This is a genomic window from Ralstonia sp. 25C (assembly GCF_051904805.1).
Taxonomy (GTDB): domain Bacteria; phylum Pseudomonadota; class Gammaproteobacteria; order Burkholderiales; family Burkholderiaceae; genus Ralstonia.
In genome coordinates, this window is record NZ_CP196737.1 from 1,604,108 (window position 1) to 1,626,663 (window position 22,556).

The window sequence follows — 22,556 nt, forward strand, 5'->3', positions numbered from 1 at the left end:
CTGCGCACGAAAAAGCCGCCCTTCGGGGCGGCTTTTCTTTTGGCGTGAACGCTGCGCTCAGTTGGCGGCCAGCGTCACATCCACGTCGGACTGTTGGCTGACATAGCGCGACAGCGCGACGTATAGCTCTTCCTGGCTACGCGTATCGAGCCAGCGGCCATCATCACCGCGGCGGAAGTGGAACCCGCCCGCGCGCGCCGCCACCCACAGTTCCTGCATGGGCGCCTGGCTGTTGACGATGATCTTCGAGCCATCGTCGAATTCGAGCGTCAGCACATTGCCAGTACGGGTGACTTCGATGTCGGCATCCGCCTCGTCGGCGGCAATTTCAACAATGCTTTCGATGCGGGTGAGTTCGGCATCGGCCAGGGCCAGGAACTCCGATTCGCTCAGGGGGGGCATGCTACACTCCAAAATCTTGCGCGGCGGCCGTTCTGGCCCGCGAGCGCCTCGCCTCTCATGTGACTCACATCGCCGCAAGGCCGCAGCCTTGGGCTCTTTCCGCACCATCATCCGATGATACGAACCGCCGCCATTGTAGCCATTGTCGGCCTGACCCTGACGGTCGCAGGCCTATCCGGCTGCGGGATTCGCGGGCCGCTGTACATGCCCAAGGTGCCGTCTGCACCGACCGCACCCGAAACAACCGACCCAGGCATCGCCGGCCCGAACGCCGTGCCGCAGCCCCCGGTGCCGGGCACCAAACCCGCCGCGGACGCCGCCAGCGCGGTGCCCGCCAATCGCTGATCCCGCCCTTTTGCTCAACCGGCGCCACGCACCAATCCTGACGTGGCGCCTTGAATGTTCCCGCTCATGTCCGAGTCCCTGATCCGCCAGCAAGGCGCGCTGATGATGGAAGGCGTCACGCTCGACGCGATTGCCGCACAGTTCGGCACGCCTACGTACGTGTATTCGCGCGCTGCGCTCACAGCAAACTATCGCGCCTATGCCGCCGCGTGCGAGGGTCGCAACGCGCACGTGCAGTACGCCGTGAAAGCAAACTCGAACCTTGCCGTGCTGCAAGTGTTCGCGCAGCTGGGTGCGGGTTTCGACATCGTTTCCGCCGGTGAACTCAAGCGCGTGCTGGCGGCTGACGCGCCGGCATCGAAGGTCGTGTTCTCGGGCGTGGGCAAGAGCGCAGACGAAATGCGCTTCGCGCTGGAAGTCGGCGTGGCGTGCTTCAACGTGGAGTCGATTCCCGAGCTGCACCGCCTGAACGACGTGGCCGCTTCGATGGGCAAGACCGCGCCGGTATCGCTGCGCGTCAACCCCGACGTGGATGCGAAGACCCACCCGTATATCTCGACGGGCCTGAAGGGCAACAAGTTTGGCGTGGCGTTTGACGAGGTGCTGCCGACCTACCGTGCAGCCGCTGCGATGCCCCATCTGCGCGTGGTCGGCATCGATTGCCATATCGGCTCGCAAATCACCGAGGTGTCGCCGTACCTCGATGCACTGGACAAGGTGCTCGACGTGGTGACCAAGCTGGACGCCGAGGGCATCCGCCTATCGCACATCGACGTGGGCGGCGGCCTGGGTATCACGTACACGGATGAGACGCCGCCGGACATCACCGCTTTTGCGCGCACGCTGCTGGATCGCGTCGAGCAGCGCGGCTTTGGCGACCGCACCGTGCTGTTCGAGCCGGGCCGCTCGCTGGTCGGTAACGCCGGCTTGCTGCTCACGCGTGTCGAATACCTCAAGCCGGGTGCCAGCAAGAACTTCTGCATCGTCGATGCGGCCATGAACGATCTGGCGCGCCCCGCAATGTATGAGGCGTACCACCACATCGTGCCGGTGCGCGAGGGTCAGAGCGCGCCAGTCGTCTACGACGTGGTCGGTCCGGTGTGCGAATCGGGTGACTGGCTTGGCCGTGATCGCTCGCTGGCGGTCCAGGCCGGTGACCTGCTGGCCGTGTTGTCGGCCGGCGCGTATGGCTTCACGATGAGCTCGAACTACAACACGCGCAATCGTGCGGCGGAAGTCATCGTGGATGGCGACAAGGTGCACCTGGTGCGCGAGCGCGAGCGCTTCGAAGACTTGATCCGCGGCGAGCGTCTGCTGCCGGTATAAACCAGCCTCATCGCACAAAAAAAGCCGCGAACATTCGCGGCTTTTTCATGCGCGTCGCATGCGGCTCAATCACGCGCCGGCATCCCACGTGGCAGGGCGCTCTGCCGCGATTCGCGCCACGCCCACCACACGCGCAGCCCCAGCAGCACCGCCATCACCGCCGCGTAGATCGACACCTCGGCAAAGTCATGCTTGCCGGCCTTGTGCCACCAGTAATGCAGGATGCCGAGCACGCCCGTCACGTACACGAGACGATGCAGCCACTGCCAGCGCTTGCCGCCGAGGCGCCGCACCATCGCGTTGGTGGACGTGGCAGCGAGCGGGATCATCAGCACGAACGCCGCAAAGCCCACGGTAATGAACGGCCGCTTGACGATGTCTTTCAGCATCGACGCCGGATCGAGCCCACGATCCACCAGCAGCCAGATCAGGAAGTGGATCGTGCCGTAGAAGAACGTGTAGAGCCCCAACATGCGGCGCAGGCGGATGAGCCAGTTCATACCCGTGAGCCGGCGCAGCGGCGTAACGGCCAGCGTGCAGCACAGCAGCACCAGCGTCCACGTGCCGGTCGAGCGCGTGACGAACTCCAGCGGGTTCGGCCCGAACTGGTCGGTCGCGCCCAGGAAGACGATGCGCAGAAACGGCACGAGCGCCACCAACCACACGGCAATCTTCACGACGCGCAGCACCTTGGGCGAGAGCATGGACGGCAGACGTGTCATCTCGGCCTCAGAAGTTCTTGCGCAGGTCCATGCCCGCATACAGCGGCGCCACCTGGTCGTAGCCGTTGAACATCAGCGTCTTGCGCTTGGGCGCGAACAGGCCGCCGAAGCCGCCCTTGTCTTCGCCGATGCGGCGCTCGGTCGCCTGGCTCCAGCGCGGGTGATCCACGGTCGGATTCACGTTGGAGTAGAAGCCGTATTCGTTGGCCGCGGCAATGTTCCAGCTGGTGGGCGGCTGCTTGTCGACAAAGCGGATCTTGACGATGGACTTGGCGCTTTTGAAACCGTACTTCCACGGCACGATCACGCGCACCGGCGCGCCGTTCTGGTTCGGCAGCACCTGGCCGTAGAGGCCGAAGGTCAGCAGCGCCAGCGGGTGCATCGCCTCATCCAGGCGCAGGCCTTCGCTGTAGGGCCACTCCAGCACCGGGCTGCTGATGCCCGGCATCTGGCGCTTGTCGGCCAGCGAGATGAATTGGATGTACTTGGCGCTGCCCTGCGGCTCGACCCGCTTGATCAGCTCGGCCAGCGGAAAACCCACCCATGGAATCACCATCGACCAGCCCTCGACGCAACGCAGACGATAGACGCGCTCCTCCATCGGCGCGAGCTTCATCAGGTCGTCCAGATCGTACGTCTTGGGTGTCTTCACCAGCCCTTCCACGCTGACCTGCCACGGGTGCGGACGCAGCGTGCCCGCGTAGCGCGCGGGGTCGGACTTGTCGGTGCCGAACTCGTAGAAGTTGTTGTACGTGGTGACCTGGTCGTACGGCGTGGCCTTCTCAACCGTCGTGTAAGCGGGGTTGGGCTTGGCGGCCAGCTTGGCCAGCGGCGCATTGGCAGCAAACGCTTCGCGCGACGCCCACGGCGTGAGTGCCGCACCGGCGGCGCCCATGGCGGCTGCGGCCAGGAAGCGGCGGCGCTGCTCAAAGATGTGCTGGGGCGTGATCTCGCTGGCGGGGATGTCTTCGCCGTGCAGCCAGCGGTCGGTCTTGATCAGCATGATCGGTGGTCCTCGTTGTGCGGGAACGCTGTCCCATGTGCGTTGGTCGTGCCCGCCCCGCCAACCTGACAGCGCGGGCAAAAAAAATTCTGTGGCGCTATTCCTTCTTGGCGCTGTGTACCGACGCTGGCGCGGTGAATTCGCCGTACTGCCGGTAGACCACCTGCGCCACTTCCAGCAGCTGCGCGCGCGACAGCGGCCCCGAGACCGCAAACCCCAGGCCGTGATCGGCCCAGTAGAACGCCATCGGCGGCGGGTGATCGGCAGCCGGGTGGATCGCCTGCAGCACGCGGTTGTCCGGTGCCAAGGTCTCCAGCCGGAAACCGGTGTCGCGGTTGTTTGGCATGCGCCGCAATTGCACGGAGAGGCGCGTGCCGCCCGGCCCTTCGTACATCAGCATGGCCGTGGGCATATCCGCCGATACGGTTTGGCGCCCACCCACCAGCCGGTAGCCGAGCGGCGTCAGGTCAGGAATGTGCAGTTGCGCATCCAACCGGCGCGACAGCCAAGTGACGAGGTGTGCCTCTTCATTGGCCGGCACCTCCACCATGTGTTTCGACTCAGGGGAGAAGACAACGTGCGATACGAGGGCGTCGTTGGCAAAGCGTTGCATCGGCACCGTGCGCTCCAGGGCGCCTCGACCTAACCAACCTGCTCCAGTGCCGAGGGCGAGGCACGCGACGCCAGCTGCCAACACGCCCCAGCCCCGCATCGCGCCAAACCCCGCTCTTGCCGGGCGCTGCGCAGCCGCGAGGATCGCCGCAGGAATGCGGCGCTGCGGCACGGGCTCGTTCAGCAGCGGATCCAGCGCGCGATGCAACTGCATATCGGCCTCGCGCCACGCGGCCACCTCGGCAGCCGCGCCAGGGTGCGCAGCTAGGTACGCCTCCACGGCGGCACGGCGTGCGGCCGGTAGGCGGCCGTCGGCATAGGCGTGGAGTTCGTCGATGTGGATATCGGCAGACATGGTCGGCCTCACTTCACGCGGTGCAGCGCGGGGCTGCTATCACCGGAGGAACGGGGCGCGGACGCACCGCCGAGCGCCACCCGCATGCGCTCGCGTGCGCGCGACAGCCGCGACATCACCGTGCCCAGCGGCACGCCCAACACATCAGCGGCTTCCTGGTAGGCGAACTGCTCCAGGCCCACGAGCAGCAGCACAGCGCGCTGGTCTTCGGGCAGCGTCGCCAGCGCGCGCAGCAGGTCACGCCGCAGGCCTGGGTCCTCTTCGAAGGGGATGTCGGGCGGTGCGTCAGTCAACTCGATCCGGTCGGGCCGACGCACGGCATTGAGGTGCAAGCGATGCATGATGGTCAGCAACCACGCGAACAGGCCGTCGCCCTCGCCCATACCGCCCAGCCGAGGCCGGAACTGGAAGCGCCAGCGGTAGCGCCAGGCGCGTTCCAGTGTGTCCTGGACGAGGTCGTCGGCGCGACTGACGTCGTGTACCAGACCGCGCGCGTGCCGGCGCAGACGTGGTGTGAGCGCAACCAGCCGGCTCGCCAGATCGGACATGTCGGCGCGAGCGAGGGCGGCGCGCTTACGGTTTGGCGATGTGCCAGACGTTCATGAAGCCATCACCGGTCTGGTCGCCGGGCATCTTGTCCTTGCTCCACAGATAGAGCGGCTTGCCGTGGTAAGCCCACTGCTTCTTGCCGTCGTCGCGGGTGATGATGGTGTAGTCGCCGGAAGGTTGGTCGGCGTCATTGGCGGCCAGCGGCGGCCAGTTGTCGGTGCACTTGCCGTTGCAGGCGCTCTTGCCGGCGGCGGCGTCACGATCGAACGTGTACAGCGTCATGCCGTGCTGGTCGGTGAGGGTGCCGTTGGTGACTTTGACGGCCGACGGCGTGGACGCCCCCATGCCCATGCTGCTGCAGCCCGCCAAACCGAGGGCGGCGAGCACGACGGCACCGGCCAACGCCATGCGTGGATGGAACGACTTGGTGGAAGCTGCAGACTGGCTCATCTTGTTCTCCTTGGGTGGAGGGGCACGGGAAGGGGAAAACGAGGTGCCCTCACAGAGCAGTAAACACGCTGGGCGCGTCTTTATTCCAGTCCGCCGAAGATTTTTTGTGATCGGCGAATTACAGCTCGCCGTAGCTGTGCAGGCCCGACAGGAACATGTTCACGCCCAGAAAAGCGAACGTCGTCACCAGGAGCCCGACCAGCGCCCACCATGCCGCCATGCGCCCACGCAGCCCCTTCATCAGCCGCATGTGCAGCCACGCCGCATAGTTCAACCAGACGATCAGCGCCCAGGTTTCCTTCGGGTCCCAGCTCCAGTAGCCGCCCCAGGCGTCAGCCGCCCAGAGCGCACCGAGGATCGTCGCGACGGTAAAGAACGCAAAGCCGACGGCGATGGCCTTGTACATCACATCGTCCAGCACTTCGAGCGAGGGCAGGCGATCGACCAGCATGCCGTGCTCCTTGAGCAGGTAAGCCGCGCCCACCATGGCCGCCAGCGCGAAGGTGCCGTAGCCGATGAAATTGGCCGGCACGTGGATCTTCATCCACCAGCTCTGCAACGCCGGCACCAGGGGCCGGATCTCCTGCGCGCCGCGCGACACCGTGTACCACAGCAGAAAGCCCACCGCCGCCGACACCACCAGCATCACGAACGGCCCCAGCGCGCGCGTCTTGTAGCGCTGCTCGTAGTACAGATAGAACAACGAGGTGATCAGCGTAAAGAGGATGAACACCTCATACAGATTTGAGATGGGGATGTGGCCAATGTCCGCCCCCACGAGGTACGACTCGTACCAGCGCACCAGCATGCCGGTCAGGCCCAGCACCACCGCCGCCCAGCACATCGCGCTGCCGATCGAGCTGCCCGCCTCCCAGCGCAGCACCAGCCCCATCCAGAAGAACAGCGTGGACAGGAAGATCAGCGCGCTCATCCACAGGATGGCCGACTGGCTGGCGAGGAAATACTTGAGGAAGAACGCTTGCTCGGCGCGGGCAAGGTCGGGGCCATTGGCGCCGCTGTACTGCGAGACGCCAAACAACGCCAGCACGGCGATGCCGATCATCAGCATACGCACCGGCTTCCACGTCCAGCCCAGCCACGCGAAGGCCGGCACGGCGGCAACGAGGATGCCGCGCTCGTAGCCATCCATATAGGCGCCGTAGCGCGAGAAGGCATACCCCGCGCCGGCCGCCAGCAGTGCAGCGAAGAGCCAGTCGAACCAGCCCAGGCGGCGGAAGTACGACGGGCGCTCCAACGCACCCAGATCAGCGGTCCCCACGGTCGCGGTGGATAGTTTGGGAGGATTGGTCGCGTCCATCACCTGCTCACTTCGTTGATTTTGGGGCGGCGTCTGCCGCGGCGGCGTCGCTGCGTGTGTCAGTGGCGCCCGCGGCGGCGCGGACATCGTGCTTGAGGCGCTCGAACTCGCGGTCGAAGTCGAGCGTGCGGCGTGTGGTCGACATGGCGGTCAGCACATGGGCGCCGGGGGTGGCGAGGGTGTTGTCGGTGGACTCGCCGGAGTGCGGGCGGACCCACAGCCACCAGCGGCGCTCCCGCACGTAGAACATCGAGAACACGCCCAGCACCAGCAGCAACGACCCAAGATACACGATGTTTTTACCCGGCGCACGTGTGAGCTGGAACACGCTGGCCTGCACCTGCTGGAAGTCGGTGAGCTCCAGATACACGGGGGCGCCGTAGAAGAAACTGTCGGAGATGGAGTTGATTGCGCTCTGCAGCCACTGGCTGCTGGCAGCATCGACAGCGGGCGCAGGCAAGCCATCTTGCGCGCGCGCCAGTTGCCACAACTCCCACATCGAACTGTTGATGATCTTCATCAGCACGTCGGCCGCTTTCTCGCGTTCGCCTTCGGGCACGGATTTCTGCAGGAACGTGGCTAGGGCGGCAAAACCGCCTTGCACATCGGCAGGGCTGTCTTTCGCGGCGGCGGCGCCGGCAAACAGGTCCAGGGCGCGTTGGGCGCTTTCCGTCAATTGCTGGCGCAGCGTGGCGCGTTCATCGCCCGGCATGGAGAGCCGCGCAAAGCGGCGCGCCGCCTCGGCTCGCAGCGCCGGGTTCTGCAGCGCGGCGCGCAGGCGCATCCACTCGTTCACGGTGCCTTGCGTATCCGCGGGAATGCGCAGATAGCGGAACGGTTCATCGGGCTGCGTGCGCACGCCGGCGAGAAACACCGACTGCCCGTCCAGCGTGATCGGCAGCATGTAGTTGCTGAACTCGCGCGCCTGACCGTTGGCATCGCGCAGCTTGTACTGCACAGACGGCCCGACGTTACGCAGATCGCGATCCTGCGTCATCTTCGTGATGTTGCCGAGTTCAGCCCGGAGGCCGCTGTCCGCACCACCCTTCTTGCCGACGCCACGCGCATCGGGCTTGCCGGAGGCGTCCGTCACCGTCTCGATGTTCATAAGACGGAAATCACTGAACTCAACGGTGTAGTCGGCGCCGTGGCCGGTCAGCTTGGTGTTTTGCCCCACCGCGCCAGACAGCGCGAAGGTCTTCGCGTCGGCACCCTGCATCGGGAAGCCCATCAGCTTGAGCCGGGAGCCGCCGTCTTCAAAGCTCGACTGGTAGATCGCCACGCCGTCAACCACAAACGGCTTGTTCACCTCGACACGCGCATCGGTCTGCTTGCCGGTGCGGCGGTCCGTCACGACGATATCGCTGGCGAACAGCTTGGGCATGCCGGTCGAGTAATGCTCCACCGTGAACTTCTTGAGCGTGATCGTGAACGGCAGGTCCTGGATCAGCGCGCCATCGGCAATGTTCAGGATCGCCGTGCTGACGGTCGCGCCCTCCGGCACGAAGGCGTTGCCTCGAAAGCCGGGATTGGACGTCGACAGGCGATGCTCCGGCCCGATTTCGCTGATGACCGCATTGCCCTTGATCGGCGACTTGCCGCCAAACCACATCTGCGCGCGGATCATCATGTCGCCGTCGAGCAGGCCGCCAATGCAGATCACGACGATGGCCGTGTGCGCCAGGATGTAGCCGATCTTGTTGCCGGAACCCGCTTTCGCCGTAATCAGCGTCGCGCCGCCGTCGCGGGCAAACGCCTTGATGCGGAAGCCTCGGTTCTGCGCAAGCGCCGCCAGGCGCGCCGTCACAGTGGCAGCGTCGGCTTGCGTGTCGAATTCGTCCTTGTGGTGGAACGCACGCAGGCTGCCCTCGCGCACGTTCTCGCGCCAGGTACGCATGTCGGCCAGCATCTTCGGCGCGTTGCGCACGATGCACAGCGAGGTCGACACCACCAGGAACGCCAGGATCAGCAGGAACCACCACGCGCTGTAGACGGTAGGCAGTGTCAGCGAGCGGAACACATCGGCCCAGAACGGCCCGAACTGGTTGACGTAGTTCGGATACGGCTCGTTCTGCTTAAGCACCGTGCCGATCACGCTGGCAATGGCGATCACTGTCAGCAGGCTGATCGCAAAGCGCATCGACGACAGCAGCTCGACCGTCTCGCGCAGCGCGTGGCGACGGGTGCGGATCTGAACGCCGGAAGTGGAGGCAGAAGACATGCGGGACAACGCTATTCAGAAACGAAAACAGGGTGGCGATGCCAGGCGCATTGCCACCCTGTTTTCTTGTTGATTGTGCGACCGTCAAACGACGGTCGGGTGCGGCGGATTAGCGCAGACCGGCGATGTAGTCCGCCACGGCCTTGATCTGATCGGACGTCATGCGCCCAGCCAGATCATGCATCTGCACACTGTTCTTGCGCGTGCCGTTCTGGAACGCCACCAGTTGCGCCTCGGTGTATTCGGCAAACTGGCCGGCGATACGCGGATACTGCGCCGGGATGCCGGCACCGGTCGGGCCATGGCAGGCCGCACACGCTGCGATACCACGCTTGGCATCACCGCCGCGATACAGCTTCTGGCCCAGCTCGATGGTGTCCTTGTTCTTGGCCGAGCCCGGTTTCCAGGCAGCCTGCTTGCCCAGATAAGCGCCGATGTCCTTCATATCCTGATCGGACAGTGCGCTGGCGTACAGCGACATGACCGGCTGGTTGCGCTCGGTCTTGGCCTTGAAATCCTTGAGTTGCTTTTCGATGTACTCGGCGTGCTGGCCCGCGAGCTTGGGGTTGACGTTCATCGCGCTGTTGCCGCCGGCACCGTGGCAGCTGGTACACGCGGGCACGCCGTTGGCAGGAACACCGGTGTTGAAAATCGTTTCGCCGCGCGCCGCATCCGCCTTGGCGACTTTATGTTCTTCGGCATGGGCCACGGAGAAAGCCGATGCCAGGGACAGCGCTGCAACAGCCAAAACGTTCGCGATGCGGTTCATTCGCACACCTTGTTAGATTGTTTTCGAATGCTGCGTGCGCCGCCTCATGCCGGACCCTGCGGCGCCGGGCATCCCCTTCTCCTCGTACCGGAACCGTGCATGAAAACGGACCGGCCCGGGCCTCGGGGCGGTCCTGCGACGGATCTGGTGGGGACGTCCGTAAACCGGCGTATTGTACAATAACGCCTCTGCAATGCGACCTCGCGGCGCAGCAACCACGCAGTTCTGAACTGCAGTCTACAGGTACTGCCGCGCATGTCGCTCCTGCATCAAGCCCGTTTCTTCATCACCGTCAATCATTTGCGTGATTTACCGGCAACCGCTGTGCCGGAAGTCGCGTTTGCGGGCCGCTCCAACGCAGGCAAATCCACCGCGATCAACATCCTGTGCAACCAGAAGCGGCTGGCCTTCTCCAGCAAGACGCCCGGTCGCACGCAGCACATCAACTATTTCTCGGTGATGCCGGCCAAGGCTGAAGACCCGCTCGGCTTCCTGGTCGATTTGCCCGGCTACGGTTATGCCGAAGCGCCGGGTGAGACCAAGTCGCACTGGGTCCACCTGCTGGGCGACTACGTCAAGGCGCGGCAGCAACTCGCTGGCCTGGTCATCATGATGGACGCGCGCCGCCCCTTCACCGACCTCGATTGCCAGATGGTCGAGTGGTTCCTGCCGACGGGCAAGCCGATCCACGTGCTGCTCACGAAGGCCGACAAGCTGACCAACAACGATGCCTCGCGCGCGCTGATGGCGGCACGCAAGGTGCTGGCCGATTACCGTGCGCAGATCGATGGTGATGTCTCGCTCACGGTGCAGCTGTTCTCGAGCCTGAAGCGTCGTGGCATCGAAGAGGCGCAGCGGATTGTCGCAGGCTGGCTGTGTCTGCCCGAGGCATTGGAGTCGGCGCCGCAGTCCGCACCATCTGCCGAACCGGCAAAAAAAACCCCGTCGCCAAACGCGCAACGGGGGTAACGACCCCATCGAGCCATCGATGGGAACCCGCGTCAGGGAGGAGCCGCGGGGGACGCTGCATCAGCGTCGCTGGCGCATTGTCCGAGCGTAAGAGGGATAATCGCCAAGAAAGTTTTCAAAGTTCACAGTGTGTTCTTAGGGTCTGCTGAAATGATCTCGAGCTTCCCCGATCATCGTCCGCGCCGCATGCGCCGCGACGATTTCTCCCGCCGCATGATGCGCGAGTCGCGCCTCACCCCCGACAATCTGATCTACCCCGTCTTCATCCTTGAAGGCACCAACGTGCGCCAGGCCGTGCCGTCGATGCCGGGCGTCGAACGCGTGTCGGTCGATGTGCTGCTGGGCGTGGCCGAGCAGTGTGTGCAACTGGGCATTCCGGTGCTGGCGCTGTTCCCGGTGATCGAGCCGTCGATCAAGACGCCCGACGGCATTGAAGCCACCAACCCGGACGGCCTGATCCCGCGCGCGGTAAAGGCACTCAAGGCGCGCTTTCCCGAGCTGGGCATCCTGACGGATGTGGCGCTCGATCCGTACACGAGTCACGGCCAGGATGGCGTGCTCGATGCCAACGGCTATGTGCTGAACGAAGAGACGGTGGAGATCCTCACCGCGCAGGCATTGGTACAAGCCGCGGCTGGCGTAGACATCGTCGCACCCTCCGACATGATGGACGGCCGCATCGGCGCGATCCGCCTGGCACTCGAACACGAAGACCACATCTATACGCGCATCATGGCCTATGCGGCCAAGTACGCGTCGGCGTTCTACGGCCCGTTCCGCGATGCGGTGGGTTCGGCGGCCAACCTGGGCAAGGGCAACAAGATGACCTACCAGATGGACCCGGCCAACTCGGATGAAGCGCTGCGCGAAGTGGCGCTCGACATCGCCGAGGGCGCCGATATGGTGATGGTCAAGCCCGGCATGCCGTACCTCGACATCGTGCGCCGCGTGAAGGATGAGTTCCGCTTCCCGACCTACGTGTACCAAGTCAGCGGTGAATACGCGATGCTGAAGGCCGCCGCGCAGAACGGCTGGCTGGATCACGACAAGGTGGTGCTGGAATCGCTGCTGGCGTTCAAGCGCGCCGGGGCAAATGGCATCCTGACGTACTTCGCACTGGACGCCGCCCGCCTGCTGCGCGGTTGATCAGATGGAAGCCTTCGCCGTCTGTGCTGCGCCGCTTGCACCGAGCGCGCGGCGCAGGCTTGCGAGGAACGTGTCGGCACGCTCAAAGCCGATCACGCGGGCCTGAACCTCGCGACCCTGCGCATCAAAGAAGACCGTGCCCGGCGGGCCGAACAGGCCGAAGCGCTTGAGCAGCGCCTGGTCATCTGCATTGTTGGCGGTCACGTCGGCCTGCAGCAACACCACATCGGCGAGCGCCGAGCGTACACGCGCATCGGCAAACGTCAGGTGCTCCATCTCCTTGCAACTCACGCACCAGTCGGCGTAGAAATCGAGCATCACAGGTTTGCCCGCCGCGCTGGCGTTGCGCACCTCAGCATCGAGCTCAATCACGCTCTTCACGCGCTTGAAGGTCAACGTGGATGCACTCGTCATCGTCGATGCGCGCAGCACACCCGCCAACGGCTGCAGCGGATCGCGCCCGCCTGCGGCCACGCCGACCAGCTGCGCCGCGCCAGCCAGCGCTAGCACTACGCCGATCACCTTACCCAAGCGCTGCACGTTGCCTGCGCCATCGGGCAGTGAGTCGAACGTCCGCAGAAACACGGCCGCGCCGATCAGCAACGCACCCCAGCCCACCATCGCCACCCACGCGGGCAACACTGGCTGCACGATGTACCAGGCCACCGCCAGCAGGATGAAGCCGAAGACCGCCTTGGTCACCACCAGCCAATGCCCCGAACGCGGCAGCAGATTGCCGGCGCCCACGCCGACGAGAATCAGCGGAACACCCATCCCCATGGATAGCGCGAACAGCGCCGTCCCACCCACCGCGGCGTTGCCCGTCTGCGAGATATACACAAGCGCCCCCGCCAGCGGTGCGGTCACGCACGGCGACACAATCAAGGCAGACAGCGCGCCCATGACGGCAGCACCCACCACCTGACCACCACTGAGCTTGTTGGACGCTTGCGTCAGGTGGTGATGCCACGCCGCCGGCAACTGCAGCTCGTACAAGCCGAACATCGACAACGACAGCAGCGCAATCAGCAACGCAAAGGCACCCAGCACCCAGGCATTCTGCAGCGCCGCCTGCAGCCCTTGGCCTGCCAGCCCAGCGGCCACGCCAAGCGCTGTATAAACGATGGCCATGCCGAGCACGTAGGCCACCGACACGAGTGCCGCCCGCATGCGCGTGGCGTGCTCCCCCACCACAATGGCCGACACGATCGGCAGCATCGGCAGCACACACGGCGTAAAGGTCAGCAGCAAGCCCAGACCAAAGAACAGCGCAGCAATCGCGCCGAGGTTGCCACTGTCGAGTGTGCTGGCAATCCGTCCTTGCTTGCCTTCAGGCTTGATGCTATCCGCCGTCGTGGCGGCCGGAGCCACCGGTACGGCTGAAGCAGACACGGGACGCACCTGGAACCGGCTCTTCATCGGCGGATAGCACAGCCCCTGATCCGCGCAGCCTTGCGAAGTGACGATCAGCGTGAACGGCGTGGAGGCGTTCTGCGCCTTCACGTGGAAGACGAGTTCGTGGCGATAGGTTTCCACCTCTTTGCCGAAGTTCTCGTCATGTTTGATCTTGCCCGCAGGGAGCTCGAGCGGCGCGAATGTGACGGTTGCCGGATCCGCAGCGACCGCCAGCCGCTCGCGATACATGTAGTAGCCGTCAGCGATGCCGAACTTGACCTCAACGGTCTGCCCGTCCACCTGCGTGGCGGAAAAGCGGAAAGCCTGCTCGGGTGGCAGGAACTCATCTCCGGCGTAGGCAGGTGCCCGCAGCATCGCTACAGCCATCAGCAACATCAGCAGTTGCAGCACGCGCCGCATCGACGGAAACGAAGAGGAAGTCATATCAACGGCAATCGGACATCAAACAGAAGCGGGGCGCGTTTCACCAGCCACCCACGCAAGATAGGCCGGCAAACCGGCCACCGCTGGCACAGCGATGATTTCAGGCACCTCATACGGATGCGTCTGGCGCACCGCGGCCTCTAGCGCTGGGTAGGCAGCTCGTGTGGTCTTGATCAGCAAGGGGATCTCGGTTGTGTGCTCCAACACACCGTTCCACCAGTACGTCGAAGCGCACTCCGGCAAGCGATTGACACAGGCCGCCGCACGCGATTCCAACACGAGTTGGGTAACCCGGTCGGCACTGGCAGCATCTGGCACGTTGGTCAAGACGAGCAGCACATCGGTTCCGTCAGACATCCCTTCTCCACACACGCGCCCAGGGCTGAAAGAAAACCCGACGCAGATAACAAAAAAGCCAGGATGCGAATCCTGGCTTCATTGTAATGCGCATGGAAACACGCATTTGGCGGTTCACCCGGCGCGACGTCGTGTCACACCAGGAAACCTAGGCTGACCTTATTCGGCGGCAGCTTCGGCGTCGACCGCTTCAGCAACTTCCGGACGGTCCAGCAGCTCGACCAGTGCCATCGGCGCATTGTCGCCCTGGCGGAAGCCGAACTTCAGGATACGAGTGTAGCCGCCCGGACGGGTCGCGAAACGCGGGCCCAGTTCCGTGAACAGCTTGGTGACCATGTCGCGGTCGCGCAGGCGGGCGAATGCCAGACGGCGGTTAGCAACGGTGTCCTTCTTGGCCAGCGTGATCAGCGGCTCGACAACCTTGCGCAGTTCCTTGGCCTTCGGCAGGGTGGTCTTGATCAGCTCGTGCTGCAGCAGCGAGTTGGACATGTTGCGCAGCATCGCGAGACGGTGCGACGAGGTGCGGTTCAGTTTCCGCAGACCATGACGGTGACGCATGATGATTCCTTCTTAAGAGTGTTTGACCAGCTCTTCTATCACCCCTTGCGAGGCGCGGGCCGGTAGCTTTAACAATAGGCCGCTCACACAGCAACGGCGGGAAAACCGGCCGATGCCCACGCACCGGCCGACAACTGCAATTACTTCTCGAGACCTGCGGGCGGCCAGTTCTCGAGCTTCATGCCGAGCGTCAGGCCACGCGAAGCGAGGACTTCCTTGATCTCGTTGAGCGACTTGCGACCCAGGTTCGGGGTCTTGAGCAGTTCGTTCTCGGTACGCTGGATCAGGTCGCCGATGTAGTAGATGTTTTCGGCCTTCAGGCAGTTGGCCGAACGCACCGTCAGCTCCAGATCGTCGACCGGGCGCAGCAGGATCGGATCGATCTGCGGTGCGCGGGCGGCGGCGGCTTCGGCAGCGCTCTCGGTGCCTTCCAGGGCAGCGAACACCGACAGTTGGTCCACCAGGATGCGAGCCGACTGGCGGATCGCTTCTTCCGGCGAGATCACACCGTTGGTCTCGATGTTCATCACCAGCTTGTCGAGGTCGGTACGCTGCTCCACGCGCGCGGACTCAACGGCGTACGACACGCGGCGCACCGGCGCGAACGACGCATCCAGCACGATGCGGCCGATGACCTTGCTCGACTCGTCGCCGAACTTGCGCACGTTGCCCGGCACGTAGCCACGGCCTTGCTCGACCTTCAGTTGCAGATCCAGCTTGCCACCAGCCGACAGGTTGGCGATCACGTGACCCGGGTTGATGATCTCGACATCGTGCGGCAGCTCGATATCGGCAGCGGTCACCACACCTTCGCCTTCCTTGCGCAGCGACACCGTGACTTCATCACGATTGTGCAGCTTGAACACCACGCCCTTCAGATTCAGCAGCAGGTTGACGACGTCTTCCTGCACGCCGTCGATGGTGGAATATTCGTGGACGACCCCAGCGATCGTGACTTCGGTCGGCGCATAGCCAACCATCGAAGACAGCAGCACGCGGCGCAGCGCGTTACCGAGCGTGTGGCCGTAGCCGCGCTCGAACGGTTCCATGACGACCTTCGCGTGATGATCGCCAAGCGGCTCAACCGCAATAATTTTGGGCTTCAGGAGTGCTGTTTGCATTAGGTTGTCCTATTTCAATACCCTCGGCTCGTTACACCGATAAGGCTGACGGGGACTAAAAAGAATCCGCCACGAAACGCATGACGGAAGACGCGCGTGCCGCAATCGCGTTGCGGCACGTAACGATTCGGATTGGATCTACGCCCCAGCGATGCCCAGCGCGCGAACACAATGTCGTAGACGATGAGCGTCCCCAAAAGGCGCACGAGCCCGCACCTTGCGGCACGGGCTTCGTCATTAACGCGAATACAATTCGACGATCAGGCTTTCGTTGATGTCGCCGGCGATATCTGCACGATCCGGGACTTGCTTGAACGTGCCTTCCATCTTCTTGGCATCCACAGCCACCCAGGTCGGGAAGCCGGTCTGCTCAGCCAGCGTGAGCGATTCAGCGATGCGAACTTGCTTCTTCGACTTTTCGCGGATGGCAATCACGTCGCCCGACTTGATCTGAGCCGACGGCACGTTCAGGGCTTGACCGTTCACCAGGATCGCCTTGTGCGACACCAGCTGGCGTGCTTCAGCACGGGTCGAGCCGAAGCCCATGCGGTAGACGACGTTGTCCAGGCGCGATTCCAGCAGTTGCAGCAGGGTTTCACCCGTGTTGCCCTTGCGGCGGTCGGCTTCAGCGAAGTAGCGGCGGAATTGACGCTCGAGCACGCCGTAGATACGCTTGACCTTCTGCTTTTCACGCAGTTGGTTGCCGTAATCGGAGGTGCGAGCGCCGGAGGTGCGGCCGTGCTGACCAGGCTTGCTGTCCAGCTTGCACTTGTCGGCGAGCGAGCGACGTGCGCTCTTCAGAAAAAGGTCAGTACCTTCGCGGCGAGACAGTTTCGCCTTGGGGCCGGTATAGCGTGCCACGTTGCGTTCCTTTGTTGTCAGTCATCCGCAGCACAAACTCCGCGGATGGTTCATCACCAGGTTCCCAATGGAATCGTGACGAACAGTGGGCTTATGAAAAGACGAAACCCGCCTTCCGGGAAACCCGGAAGACAGGCAAGCGGGCAAGTATAGCACCCGCAGACCGACCTCGCCAGCAACTGGCGCGGCCGGTCGAGTCACTTAGATGCGACGACGCTTCGGCGGACGGCAGCCGTTGTGCGGCACCGGCGTCACGTCTTCGATCACGGCGATCTTGATACCCAGGTTGTTCAGAGCACGCACGGCCGACTCACGACCCGGGCCCGGGCCCTTGATGCGCACTTCCAGGTTCTTGATGCCTTGGTCCTGCGCCACGCGGCCAGCACTTTCAGCAGCGACCTGAGCCGCGAACGGCGTCGATTTACGCGAGCCCTTGAAGCCTTGGCCGCCCGACGTCGCCCACGACAGGGCGTTGCCCTGACGGTCGGTGATCGTGATGATCGTGTTGTTGAACGACGCGTGAACGTGCGCGATGCCGTCGGCGACGTTCTTGCGAACCTTCTTACGCGCGCGCTGGGCGGCGGTATTCGCTGCTTTTGCCATAGTTCCTATCCTTTACCCGACGGATTACTTCTTGAGCGCGACGCCGGCCTTGCGCGGACCCTTACGGGTACGGGCATTCGTGCGGGTACGCTGACCACGCATCGGCAGGCCCTTGCGATGGCGCACGCCACGATAGCAACCCAGATCCATCAGGCGCTTGATGTTCATCGTCGTTTCACGGCGCAGATCGCCTTCGACGGTGAACTTGTTGACTTCGTCACGCAGCTTTTCCAGGTCAGCGTCCGTCAGGTCCTTGACCTTCTTGTCGGTCGGGACACCGGTCACCTCGCAAATCTTCTGAGCGCGCGAGCGGCCAATACCATAGACAGCCGTCAGGCCGATCACGGTATGTTGGTGGTTGGGGATGTTGACCCCTGCGATACGTGCCATTCGTCAATCCTCTTTGCGAAATTAGCCTTGGCGCTGCTTATGACGCGGGTCCGACGAGCAGATCACACGCACCACGCCCTTGCGCTTGATGATTTTGCAGTTGCGGCAAATGCGCTTAACAGAAGCCAGCACTTTCATGATTTTCCTCTTCCTTCAATTCCAGTCCGCTCACTTCGCCCGGAATACGATGCGCGCGCGGGACAGATCATACGGGGTCAATTCGACCGTCACCTTGTCCCCGGGCAAGATGCGGATGTAATGCATGCGCATCTTGCCGGAAATATGGCCTAACACTACGTGGCCGTTCTCTAGCTTGACGCGAAACGTTGCGTTGGGAAGGTTTTCCAGCACCTCACCCTGCATCTGGATCACGTCGTCTTTAGCCATGTCTTTTAGCTTCGTGCGACCGCTCTTTTAACGGAGCGTCAGGTTTCCCTTGAAATTCGCCTTCTTCATCAAAGACTCGTACTGCTGAGACATCACGTAGGACTGCACTTGCGCCATGAAGTCCATCGTGACAACCACGATGATCAACAGCGACGTTCCACCAAAGTAGAACGGCACGTTCCAGCGCAGCACCAAGAACTCCGGCAACAGACACACCAGCGTGATGTAGATCGCACCCGCCAGGGTTAAACGCACCAGAATCTTGTCGATATACCGCGTGGTTTGCTCGCCCGGACGGATGCCCGGAATGAACGCACCACTCTTCTTCAGGTTATCCGCCACTTCGCGGCTGTTATAGACCAGCGCCGTGTAGAAGAAACAGAAGAAGATGATCGCTGCCGCATACAGCAGGATGTACACCGGCTGACCCGGCGACAGCGTTGCTGCCAGGTCCTTGACGAAGCGGGTGACCGGATTCGTCGAGTTGCCGGCTGTAAACCAGCCCGCGATCGTGGCCGGGAACAGAATGATCGACGATGCAAAGATCGGCGGAATCACCCCAGCCATGTTCAACTTCAGCGGCAAATGCGACGACTGACCGCCATAAATCTTGTTACCAACCTGCCGCTTGGCGTAGTTGACGAGGATCTTGCGCTGGCCGCGTTCAATGAACACCACCACGAAAGTCACCGCGCCAATGATCGCCACCACCAGGATCGCGGAGAAAATCCCCATCGAACCCGTACGCACCAGCTCGAACAGCCCGCCGATGGCGTTAGGCAGACCTGCTGCAATCCCGCCAAAGATGATGATCGAGATACCGTTGCCCAGACCGCGCTCGGTAATCTGCTCACCCAGCCACATCAGGAACATCGTGCCCGTCACCAGCGTGATCACTGCGGTCGCTCGGAACATCAAGCCCGGATCCAGAACCAGACCCGGCTGTGCTTCGAGTGCCACTGCAATCCCAAGCGCCTGGAACGTCGCCAGGAGGACCGTACCGTAGCGCGTGTACTGCGTAATCTTGCGCTGACCGGCTTGGCCTTCCTTCTTGAGCGATTCCAGCTGCGGCAGCACGATCGTCAGCAGTTGCATGATGATCGACGCCGAGATGTACGGCATGATCCCCAGCGCAAACACCGTGAACCGCGACAGCGCGCCACCGGAGAACAGGTTGAACATCCCGAGGATGCCGCCCGACTGCCGTTGGAAAAGCTGCGCCAGTTGATCCGGATCGATGCCAGGCACAGGAATGTGCGCACCGATCCGATACACCAGCAGTGCCAGAACCAGGAACACCAGCCGACGGCGAAGATCGCCGTACTTGGCCGTGTTCTTGGCCTGGGCCATCACATTAGGTTTCGCCGTGGCCAAACGGATGCTCCGTCAGTGTGAAACAGCAGGCTATTAGGCCAGCGAGCCACCAGCCGCTTCGATTGCGGCCTTCGCCCCAGCCGTCGCGCCGATACCCTTCAGGGTCACCTTCTTGTCGATTTCACCCGACAGGATCACCTTCGCGCTGCGGACCATTTCGCCCACCAGGCCGGCTTGCTTGAGGGACAGCAGATCGATTTCTTCGATCGGCAGGCCCGCCAAGTCGCCCAGACGCACTTCAGCGGTGAATTCCTTGGTCAGCGAGGTGAAACCACGCTTGGGCAGACGACGATGCAGGGGCATCTGGCCGCCTTCAAAGCCGACCTTGTGGAAACCACCCGAACGCGACTTCTGACCCTTGTGACCACGACCAGCCGTCTTGCCCAGGCCCGAACCAATACCGCGACCGACGCGGCGCTTGGCGTGCTTGGCGCCGGCTGCCGGCTTCAGGTTATTCAGTTGCATGTTCTTCTCCGTCTTGCCTTAGCCGATGACCTTGACCAGGTAGGACACCTTGTTGATCATGCCGCGCACTGCCGGCGTGTCCTGCAATTCGGACACCGAGTTCATGCGGCGCAGGCCCAGGCCACGCACCGTAGCGCGGTGGTCTTCGCGCGTACCGATCAGGCTACGCACGAGTTGGACTTTCACGGTTTTCTGCGACATATCGTTCACCTATCCCTTCGGCTTAGCCGAGGATCTCTTCGACCGACTTGCCACGCTTGGCGGCAATCTCAGCCGGGGTGCTCATCTTGCGCAGGCCGTCCAGCGTTGCGCGCACCATGTTGTAAGGATTGGTCGAACCGTGCGACTTGGTCACGATGTTCGTCACGCCCATCACTTCGAAGATGGCGCGCATCGGGCCACCGGCGATCACGCCAGTACCGTCCTTCGCGGGCATCATTTGCACCTTGGCGGCGCCATGCTTGCCAACCACTTCGTGTTGCAGCGTACCGTTCTTCAGCGGGACCTTGACCATCTTGCGACGGGCTTCGTCCATTGCCTTCTGCACGGCCACGGGCACTTCCTTCGCCTTGCCCTTGCCCATGCCGATACGGCCGTCGCCGTCGCCGACCACGGTCAGAGCGGCGAAGCCAAGAATACGGCCGCCCTTGACCACCTTGGTCACGCGGTTGACCGCGATCATCTTCTCGCGAAGACCGTCGTCGCGTTCGTCCCCTTGGACCTTAGGTTGAATTTTTGCCATGACGATATCCTCTATGCCGGCTTAGAACTTCAGGCCAGCTTCGCGAGCCGCGTCGGCCAAAGCCTTCACGCGACCGTGATAACGGAAACCCGAGCGATCGAACGCCACAGCTTCGATGCCGGCAGCCTTCGCCTTTTCGGCGATGCGCTTACCCACCAGGGTCGCAGCAGCGGTGTTGCCACCGTTGCCGTTCAGTTCCTTGCGGACTTCGGCTTCCGCCGTCGAGGCCGAGGCCAAGACCTTGGTGCCGTCTTCCGAGAAGACCTGCGCATAAATGTGCAGGTTGGTACGGTGCACAGCCAGACGGGCGACGTTCAGTTCCGCGATCTTCAGGCGGGTCTGACGTGCACGGCGCAGACGCGAGTCATTTTTGTTCATGATGTGCACCTTACTTCTTCTTGGTTTCCTTCAGGATCACACGCTCATCTGCGTAGCGCACACCCTTGCCCTTGTAGGGCTCAGGCGGACGATAGCCACGCACTTCAGCGGCGACCTGACCAACTTTCTGCTTGTCCGAACCCTTGATGATGATTTCGGTCTGCGTCGGCGTTTCCGCCTTCACGCCTTCCGGCATCTCATGGATCACGTCGTGCGAGAAACCGAGTTGCAGCTTCAGGGCGGTACCTTGAAGCGACGCACGGTAACCCACGCCGACCAGGTTCAGCTTGCGCTCGAAGCCCGTCGTCACACCCTTGACCATGTTGGCCGTCAGGGCGCGCATCGTACCTTGCAGCGCATTGGCTTCACGCGACTCATCTGCCGGCTCGAACGTGATCGTGCCGTTGTCGGTGTTGACCTTGACCAGCTGGTGAATCGGCTGCGTCAGCGTGCCCAGCGGGCCCTTGACGGTCAGCAGACCACCAGCGAAATTGACTTCGGCGCCCTTAGGCAGCGCGATGGGAGCCTTACCTACGCGAGACATGGTTCCCCTCCCTTAGGCGACGTAGCAAATGACTTCGCCACCGACACCGGTTGCGCGGGCGCGGCGGTCCGTCATCAGACCCTGAGGGGTCGAGATGATGGCGACACCCAGGCCGTTCATCACTTGCGGGATTTCATTACGGCCCTTGTACACACGCAGACCAGGCTTCGAGACGCGCTCCAGGCGCTCGATGACCGGACGGCCGGCGTAGTACTTCAGACCAATCGTCAGCGTGGACTTGCCACCCTGCTCGGTCACGGCGAATTCGTCGATGTAGCCTTCGTCCTTCAGGACGGTGGCGATTGCCACCTTCAGCTTCGACGACGGCATGACCACCGACGCTTTTTCCACCGCTTGCGCGTTGCGGATACGCGTCAGCATATCGGCGATCGGATCGCTCATGCTCATACTGTTTCTCCTGTAGCCTGTGCGTGATTACCAGCTGGCTTTCGTCAGACCCGGGATTTCGCCCTTGAAGGCGATTTCACGGAGCTTGTTACGCGCCAGGCCGAACTTACGGAACGTACCGCGGGGACGACCGGTGATCGAGCAGCGGTTGCGCTGACGAGTCGGGTTCGCGTTGCGCGGCAGTGCTTGCAACTTCAGACGCGCTTCGTAACGCTCTTCTTCCGACTTGCTTTGGTCTGCCACGATGGCTTCGAGAGCGGCGCGCTTTTCAGCGTACTTGGCCACGAGCTTGGCACGCTTCTTCTCGCGTTCGATCAGAGACAATTTAGCCACGGTAACCCC

Annotated in this window: 30 protein-coding genes; 4 read left to right on the plus strand and 26 right to left on the minus strand. The window is 63.0% G+C overall.

Features of this window, described 5'->3' with window-relative positions; genetic code table 11:
* Nucleotides 1-57 precede the first annotated feature (57 nt).
* Nucleotides 58-402, minus strand: a complete 345-nt coding sequence (gene cyaY, locus ACS7SF_RS07430; protein ID WP_439892366.1) for an iron donor protein CyaY — start codon at nucleotides 400-402, stop codon at nucleotides 58-60.
* A gap of 114 nt (nucleotides 403-516) precedes the next feature.
* Here cyaY and lptM point away from each other — a divergent pair, with 114 nt between their 5' ends.
* Together lptM and lysA are read left to right on the plus strand one after the other, a co-directional pair.
* A complete protein-coding gene (gene lptM, locus ACS7SF_RS07435; protein WP_439892367.1) occupies nucleotides 517-747 on the plus strand; it encodes an LPS translocon maturation chaperone LptM in 231 nt (76 codons plus the stop codon).
* Between the two features lie 66 nt (nucleotides 748-813).
* The gene (gene lysA, locus ACS7SF_RS07440) at nucleotides 814-2,073 is read left to right on the plus strand and encodes a diaminopimelate decarboxylase (protein ID WP_439892368.1); all 1,260 of its coding nucleotides are present in this window, start codon (nucleotides 814-816) and stop codon (nucleotides 2,071-2,073) included.
* A gap of 65 nt (nucleotides 2,074-2,138) precedes the next feature.
* Here the strand turns inward: lysA and msrQ are convergent, their stop codons facing one another.
* The 8 genes from msrQ to ACS7SF_RS07480 all read right to left on the minus strand — a co-directional run bounded on the left by msrQ (nucleotide 2,139) and on the right by ACS7SF_RS07480 (nucleotide 10,072).
* Entirely contained in the window at nucleotides 2,139-2,795 is a 657-nt protein-coding gene (gene msrQ / locus ACS7SF_RS07445; RefSeq protein ID WP_439892369.1) for a protein-methionine-sulfoxide reductase heme-binding subunit MsrQ, read from the minus strand.
* Between the two features lie 7 nt (nucleotides 2,796-2,802).
* Nucleotides 2,803-3,798, minus strand: a complete 996-nt coding sequence (gene msrP / locus ACS7SF_RS07450; RefSeq protein WP_439892370.1) for a protein-methionine-sulfoxide reductase catalytic subunit MsrP — start codon at nucleotides 3,796-3,798, stop codon at nucleotides 2,803-2,805.
* 97 nt (nucleotides 3,799-3,895) lie between these two features.
* Nucleotides 3,896-4,765: an anti-sigma factor family protein gene (locus ACS7SF_RS07455; RefSeq protein ID WP_439892371.1), complete on the minus strand. Its 870-nt coding sequence runs from the start codon at nucleotides 4,763-4,765 to the stop codon at nucleotides 3,896-3,898.
* An 8-nt stretch (nucleotides 4,766-4,773) separates the two neighbouring features.
* Entirely contained in the window at nucleotides 4,774-5,313 is a 540-nt protein-coding gene (locus ACS7SF_RS07460) for an RNA polymerase sigma factor (RefSeq protein WP_439892372.1), read from the minus strand.
* A gap of 25 nt (nucleotides 5,314-5,338) precedes the next feature.
* Nucleotides 5,339-5,764, minus strand: coding sequence for a COG4315 family predicted lipoprotein (locus tag ACS7SF_RS07465; RefSeq protein WP_439892373.1), 426 nt, complete (start codon nucleotides 5,762-5,764; stop codon nucleotides 5,339-5,341).
* Nucleotides 5,765-5,882: 118 nt separating this feature from the next.
* Nucleotides 5,883-7,082 (minus strand): c-type cytochrome biogenesis protein CcsB, encoded by a 1,200-nt coding sequence (gene ccsB / locus ACS7SF_RS07470; protein ID WP_439892374.1) that lies wholly within the window; start codon nucleotides 7,080-7,082, stop codon nucleotides 5,883-5,885.
* 7 nt (nucleotides 7,083-7,089) lie between these two features.
* On the minus strand, nucleotides 7,090-9,303 hold the full coding sequence (locus tag ACS7SF_RS07475) for a cytochrome c biogenesis protein ResB (RefSeq protein WP_439892375.1): 2,214 nt from the start codon (nucleotides 9,301-9,303) through the stop codon (nucleotides 7,090-7,092).
* Between the two features lie 109 nt (nucleotides 9,304-9,412).
* The gene (locus tag ACS7SF_RS07480) at nucleotides 9,413-10,072 is read right to left on the minus strand and encodes a c-type cytochrome (protein ID WP_439892376.1); all 660 of its coding nucleotides are present in this window, start codon (nucleotides 10,070-10,072) and stop codon (nucleotides 9,413-9,415) included.
* Nucleotides 10,073-10,327: 255 nt separating this feature from the next.
* Here ACS7SF_RS07480 and yihA point away from each other — a divergent pair, with 255 nt between their 5' ends.
* Both yihA and hemB read left to right on the plus strand, forming a co-directional pair.
* Nucleotides 10,328-11,041 carry a ribosome biogenesis GTP-binding protein YihA/YsxC gene (gene yihA / locus ACS7SF_RS07485; RefSeq protein WP_439892377.1) on the plus strand — a complete coding sequence of 238 codons (714 nt, stop codon included), beginning with the start codon at nucleotides 10,328-10,330 and terminating at the stop codon, nucleotides 11,039-11,041.
* A 150-nt stretch (nucleotides 11,042-11,191) separates the two neighbouring features.
* Nucleotides 11,192-12,187, plus strand: coding sequence for a porphobilinogen synthase (hemB, locus tag ACS7SF_RS07490; RefSeq protein WP_439892378.1), 996 nt, complete (start codon nucleotides 11,192-11,194; stop codon nucleotides 12,185-12,187).
* On the opposite strand, the gene dsbD is transcribed toward hemB, so the two are convergent.
* The 17 genes from dsbD to rpsN form a co-directional block, all read right to left on the minus strand.
* Nucleotides 12,188-14,026, minus strand: coding sequence for a protein-disulfide reductase DsbD (gene dsbD, locus ACS7SF_RS07495; protein WP_439892379.1), 1,839 nt, complete (start codon nucleotides 14,024-14,026; stop codon nucleotides 12,188-12,190). It abuts the gene before it with no gap.
* 18 nt (nucleotides 14,027-14,044) lie between these two features.
* Entirely contained in the window at nucleotides 14,045-14,383 is a 339-nt protein-coding gene (cutA, locus tag ACS7SF_RS07500; RefSeq protein ID WP_439892380.1) for a divalent-cation tolerance protein CutA, read from the minus strand.
* A gap of 159 nt (nucleotides 14,384-14,542) precedes the next feature.
* The gene (gene rplQ / locus ACS7SF_RS07505) at nucleotides 14,543-14,941 is read right to left on the minus strand and encodes a 50S ribosomal protein L17 (RefSeq protein ID WP_252684657.1); all 399 of its coding nucleotides are present in this window, start codon (nucleotides 14,939-14,941) and stop codon (nucleotides 14,543-14,545) included.
* A gap of 140 nt (nucleotides 14,942-15,081) precedes the next feature.
* On the minus strand, nucleotides 15,082-16,062 hold the full coding sequence (locus tag ACS7SF_RS07510; RefSeq protein ID WP_004634508.1) for a DNA-directed RNA polymerase subunit alpha: 981 nt from the start codon (nucleotides 16,060-16,062) through the stop codon (nucleotides 15,082-15,084).
* 237 nt (nucleotides 16,063-16,299) lie between these two features.
* Entirely contained in the window at nucleotides 16,300-16,923 is a 624-nt protein-coding gene (gene rpsD / locus ACS7SF_RS07515; RefSeq protein ID WP_439892381.1) for a 30S ribosomal protein S4, read from the minus strand.
* A gap of 201 nt (nucleotides 16,924-17,124) precedes the next feature.
* Complete coding sequence (gene rpsK / locus ACS7SF_RS07520) at nucleotides 17,125-17,526, minus strand: 30S ribosomal protein S11 (protein WP_021197571.1); 402 nt, start codon at nucleotides 17,524-17,526, stop codon at nucleotides 17,125-17,127.
* Between the two features lie 24 nt (nucleotides 17,527-17,550).
* Nucleotides 17,551-17,916, minus strand: coding sequence for a 30S ribosomal protein S13 (rpsM, locus tag ACS7SF_RS07525; protein ID WP_045785041.1), 366 nt, complete (start codon nucleotides 17,914-17,916; stop codon nucleotides 17,551-17,553).
* A gap of 21 nt (nucleotides 17,917-17,937) precedes the next feature.
* Nucleotides 17,938-18,054: a 50S ribosomal protein L36 gene (gene rpmJ, locus ACS7SF_RS07530; protein WP_003264141.1), complete on the minus strand. Its 117-nt coding sequence runs from the start codon at nucleotides 18,052-18,054 to the stop codon at nucleotides 17,938-17,940.
* Between the two features lie 30 nt (nucleotides 18,055-18,084).
* Nucleotides 18,085-18,303 (minus strand): translation initiation factor IF-1, encoded by a 219-nt coding sequence (gene infA / locus ACS7SF_RS07535; RefSeq protein ID WP_003264140.1) that lies wholly within the window; start codon nucleotides 18,301-18,303, stop codon nucleotides 18,085-18,087.
* Between the two features lie 27 nt (nucleotides 18,304-18,330).
* Nucleotides 18,331-19,653, minus strand: coding sequence for a preprotein translocase subunit SecY (secY, locus tag ACS7SF_RS07540; RefSeq protein WP_021197573.1), 1,323 nt, complete (start codon nucleotides 19,651-19,653; stop codon nucleotides 18,331-18,333).
* Nucleotides 19,654-19,710: 57 nt separating this feature from the next.
* Entirely contained in the window at nucleotides 19,711-20,142 is a 432-nt protein-coding gene (rplO, locus tag ACS7SF_RS07545) for a 50S ribosomal protein L15 (RefSeq protein ID WP_426395452.1), read from the minus strand.
* A gap of 18 nt (nucleotides 20,143-20,160) precedes the next feature.
* Complete coding sequence (rpmD, locus tag ACS7SF_RS07550; RefSeq protein ID WP_003264137.1) at nucleotides 20,161-20,343, minus strand: 50S ribosomal protein L30; 183 nt, start codon at nucleotides 20,341-20,343, stop codon at nucleotides 20,161-20,163.
* A 22-nt stretch (nucleotides 20,344-20,365) separates the two neighbouring features.
* Nucleotides 20,366-20,884, minus strand: coding sequence for a 30S ribosomal protein S5 (gene rpsE / locus ACS7SF_RS07555; protein ID WP_013211230.1), 519 nt, complete (start codon nucleotides 20,882-20,884; stop codon nucleotides 20,366-20,368).
* Nucleotides 20,885-20,905: 21 nt separating this feature from the next.
* Nucleotides 20,906-21,262, minus strand: a complete 357-nt coding sequence (gene rplR, locus ACS7SF_RS07560) for a 50S ribosomal protein L18 (RefSeq protein ID WP_009241896.1) — start codon at nucleotides 21,260-21,262, stop codon at nucleotides 20,906-20,908.
* Nucleotides 21,263-21,272: 10 nt separating this feature from the next.
* Nucleotides 21,273-21,806: a 50S ribosomal protein L6 gene (rplF, locus tag ACS7SF_RS07565; protein ID WP_252684645.1), complete on the minus strand. Its 534-nt coding sequence runs from the start codon at nucleotides 21,804-21,806 to the stop codon at nucleotides 21,273-21,275.
* Between the two features lie 12 nt (nucleotides 21,807-21,818).
* A complete protein-coding gene (gene rpsH, locus ACS7SF_RS07570; protein ID WP_426395456.1) occupies nucleotides 21,819-22,214 on the minus strand; it encodes a 30S ribosomal protein S8 in 396 nt (131 codons plus the stop codon).
* Nucleotides 22,215-22,241: 27 nt separating this feature from the next.
* On the minus strand, nucleotides 22,242-22,547 hold the full coding sequence (gene rpsN / locus ACS7SF_RS07575; protein ID WP_004634486.1) for a 30S ribosomal protein S14: 306 nt from the start codon (nucleotides 22,545-22,547) through the stop codon (nucleotides 22,242-22,244).
* Nucleotides 22,548-22,556 lie beyond the last annotated feature (9 nt).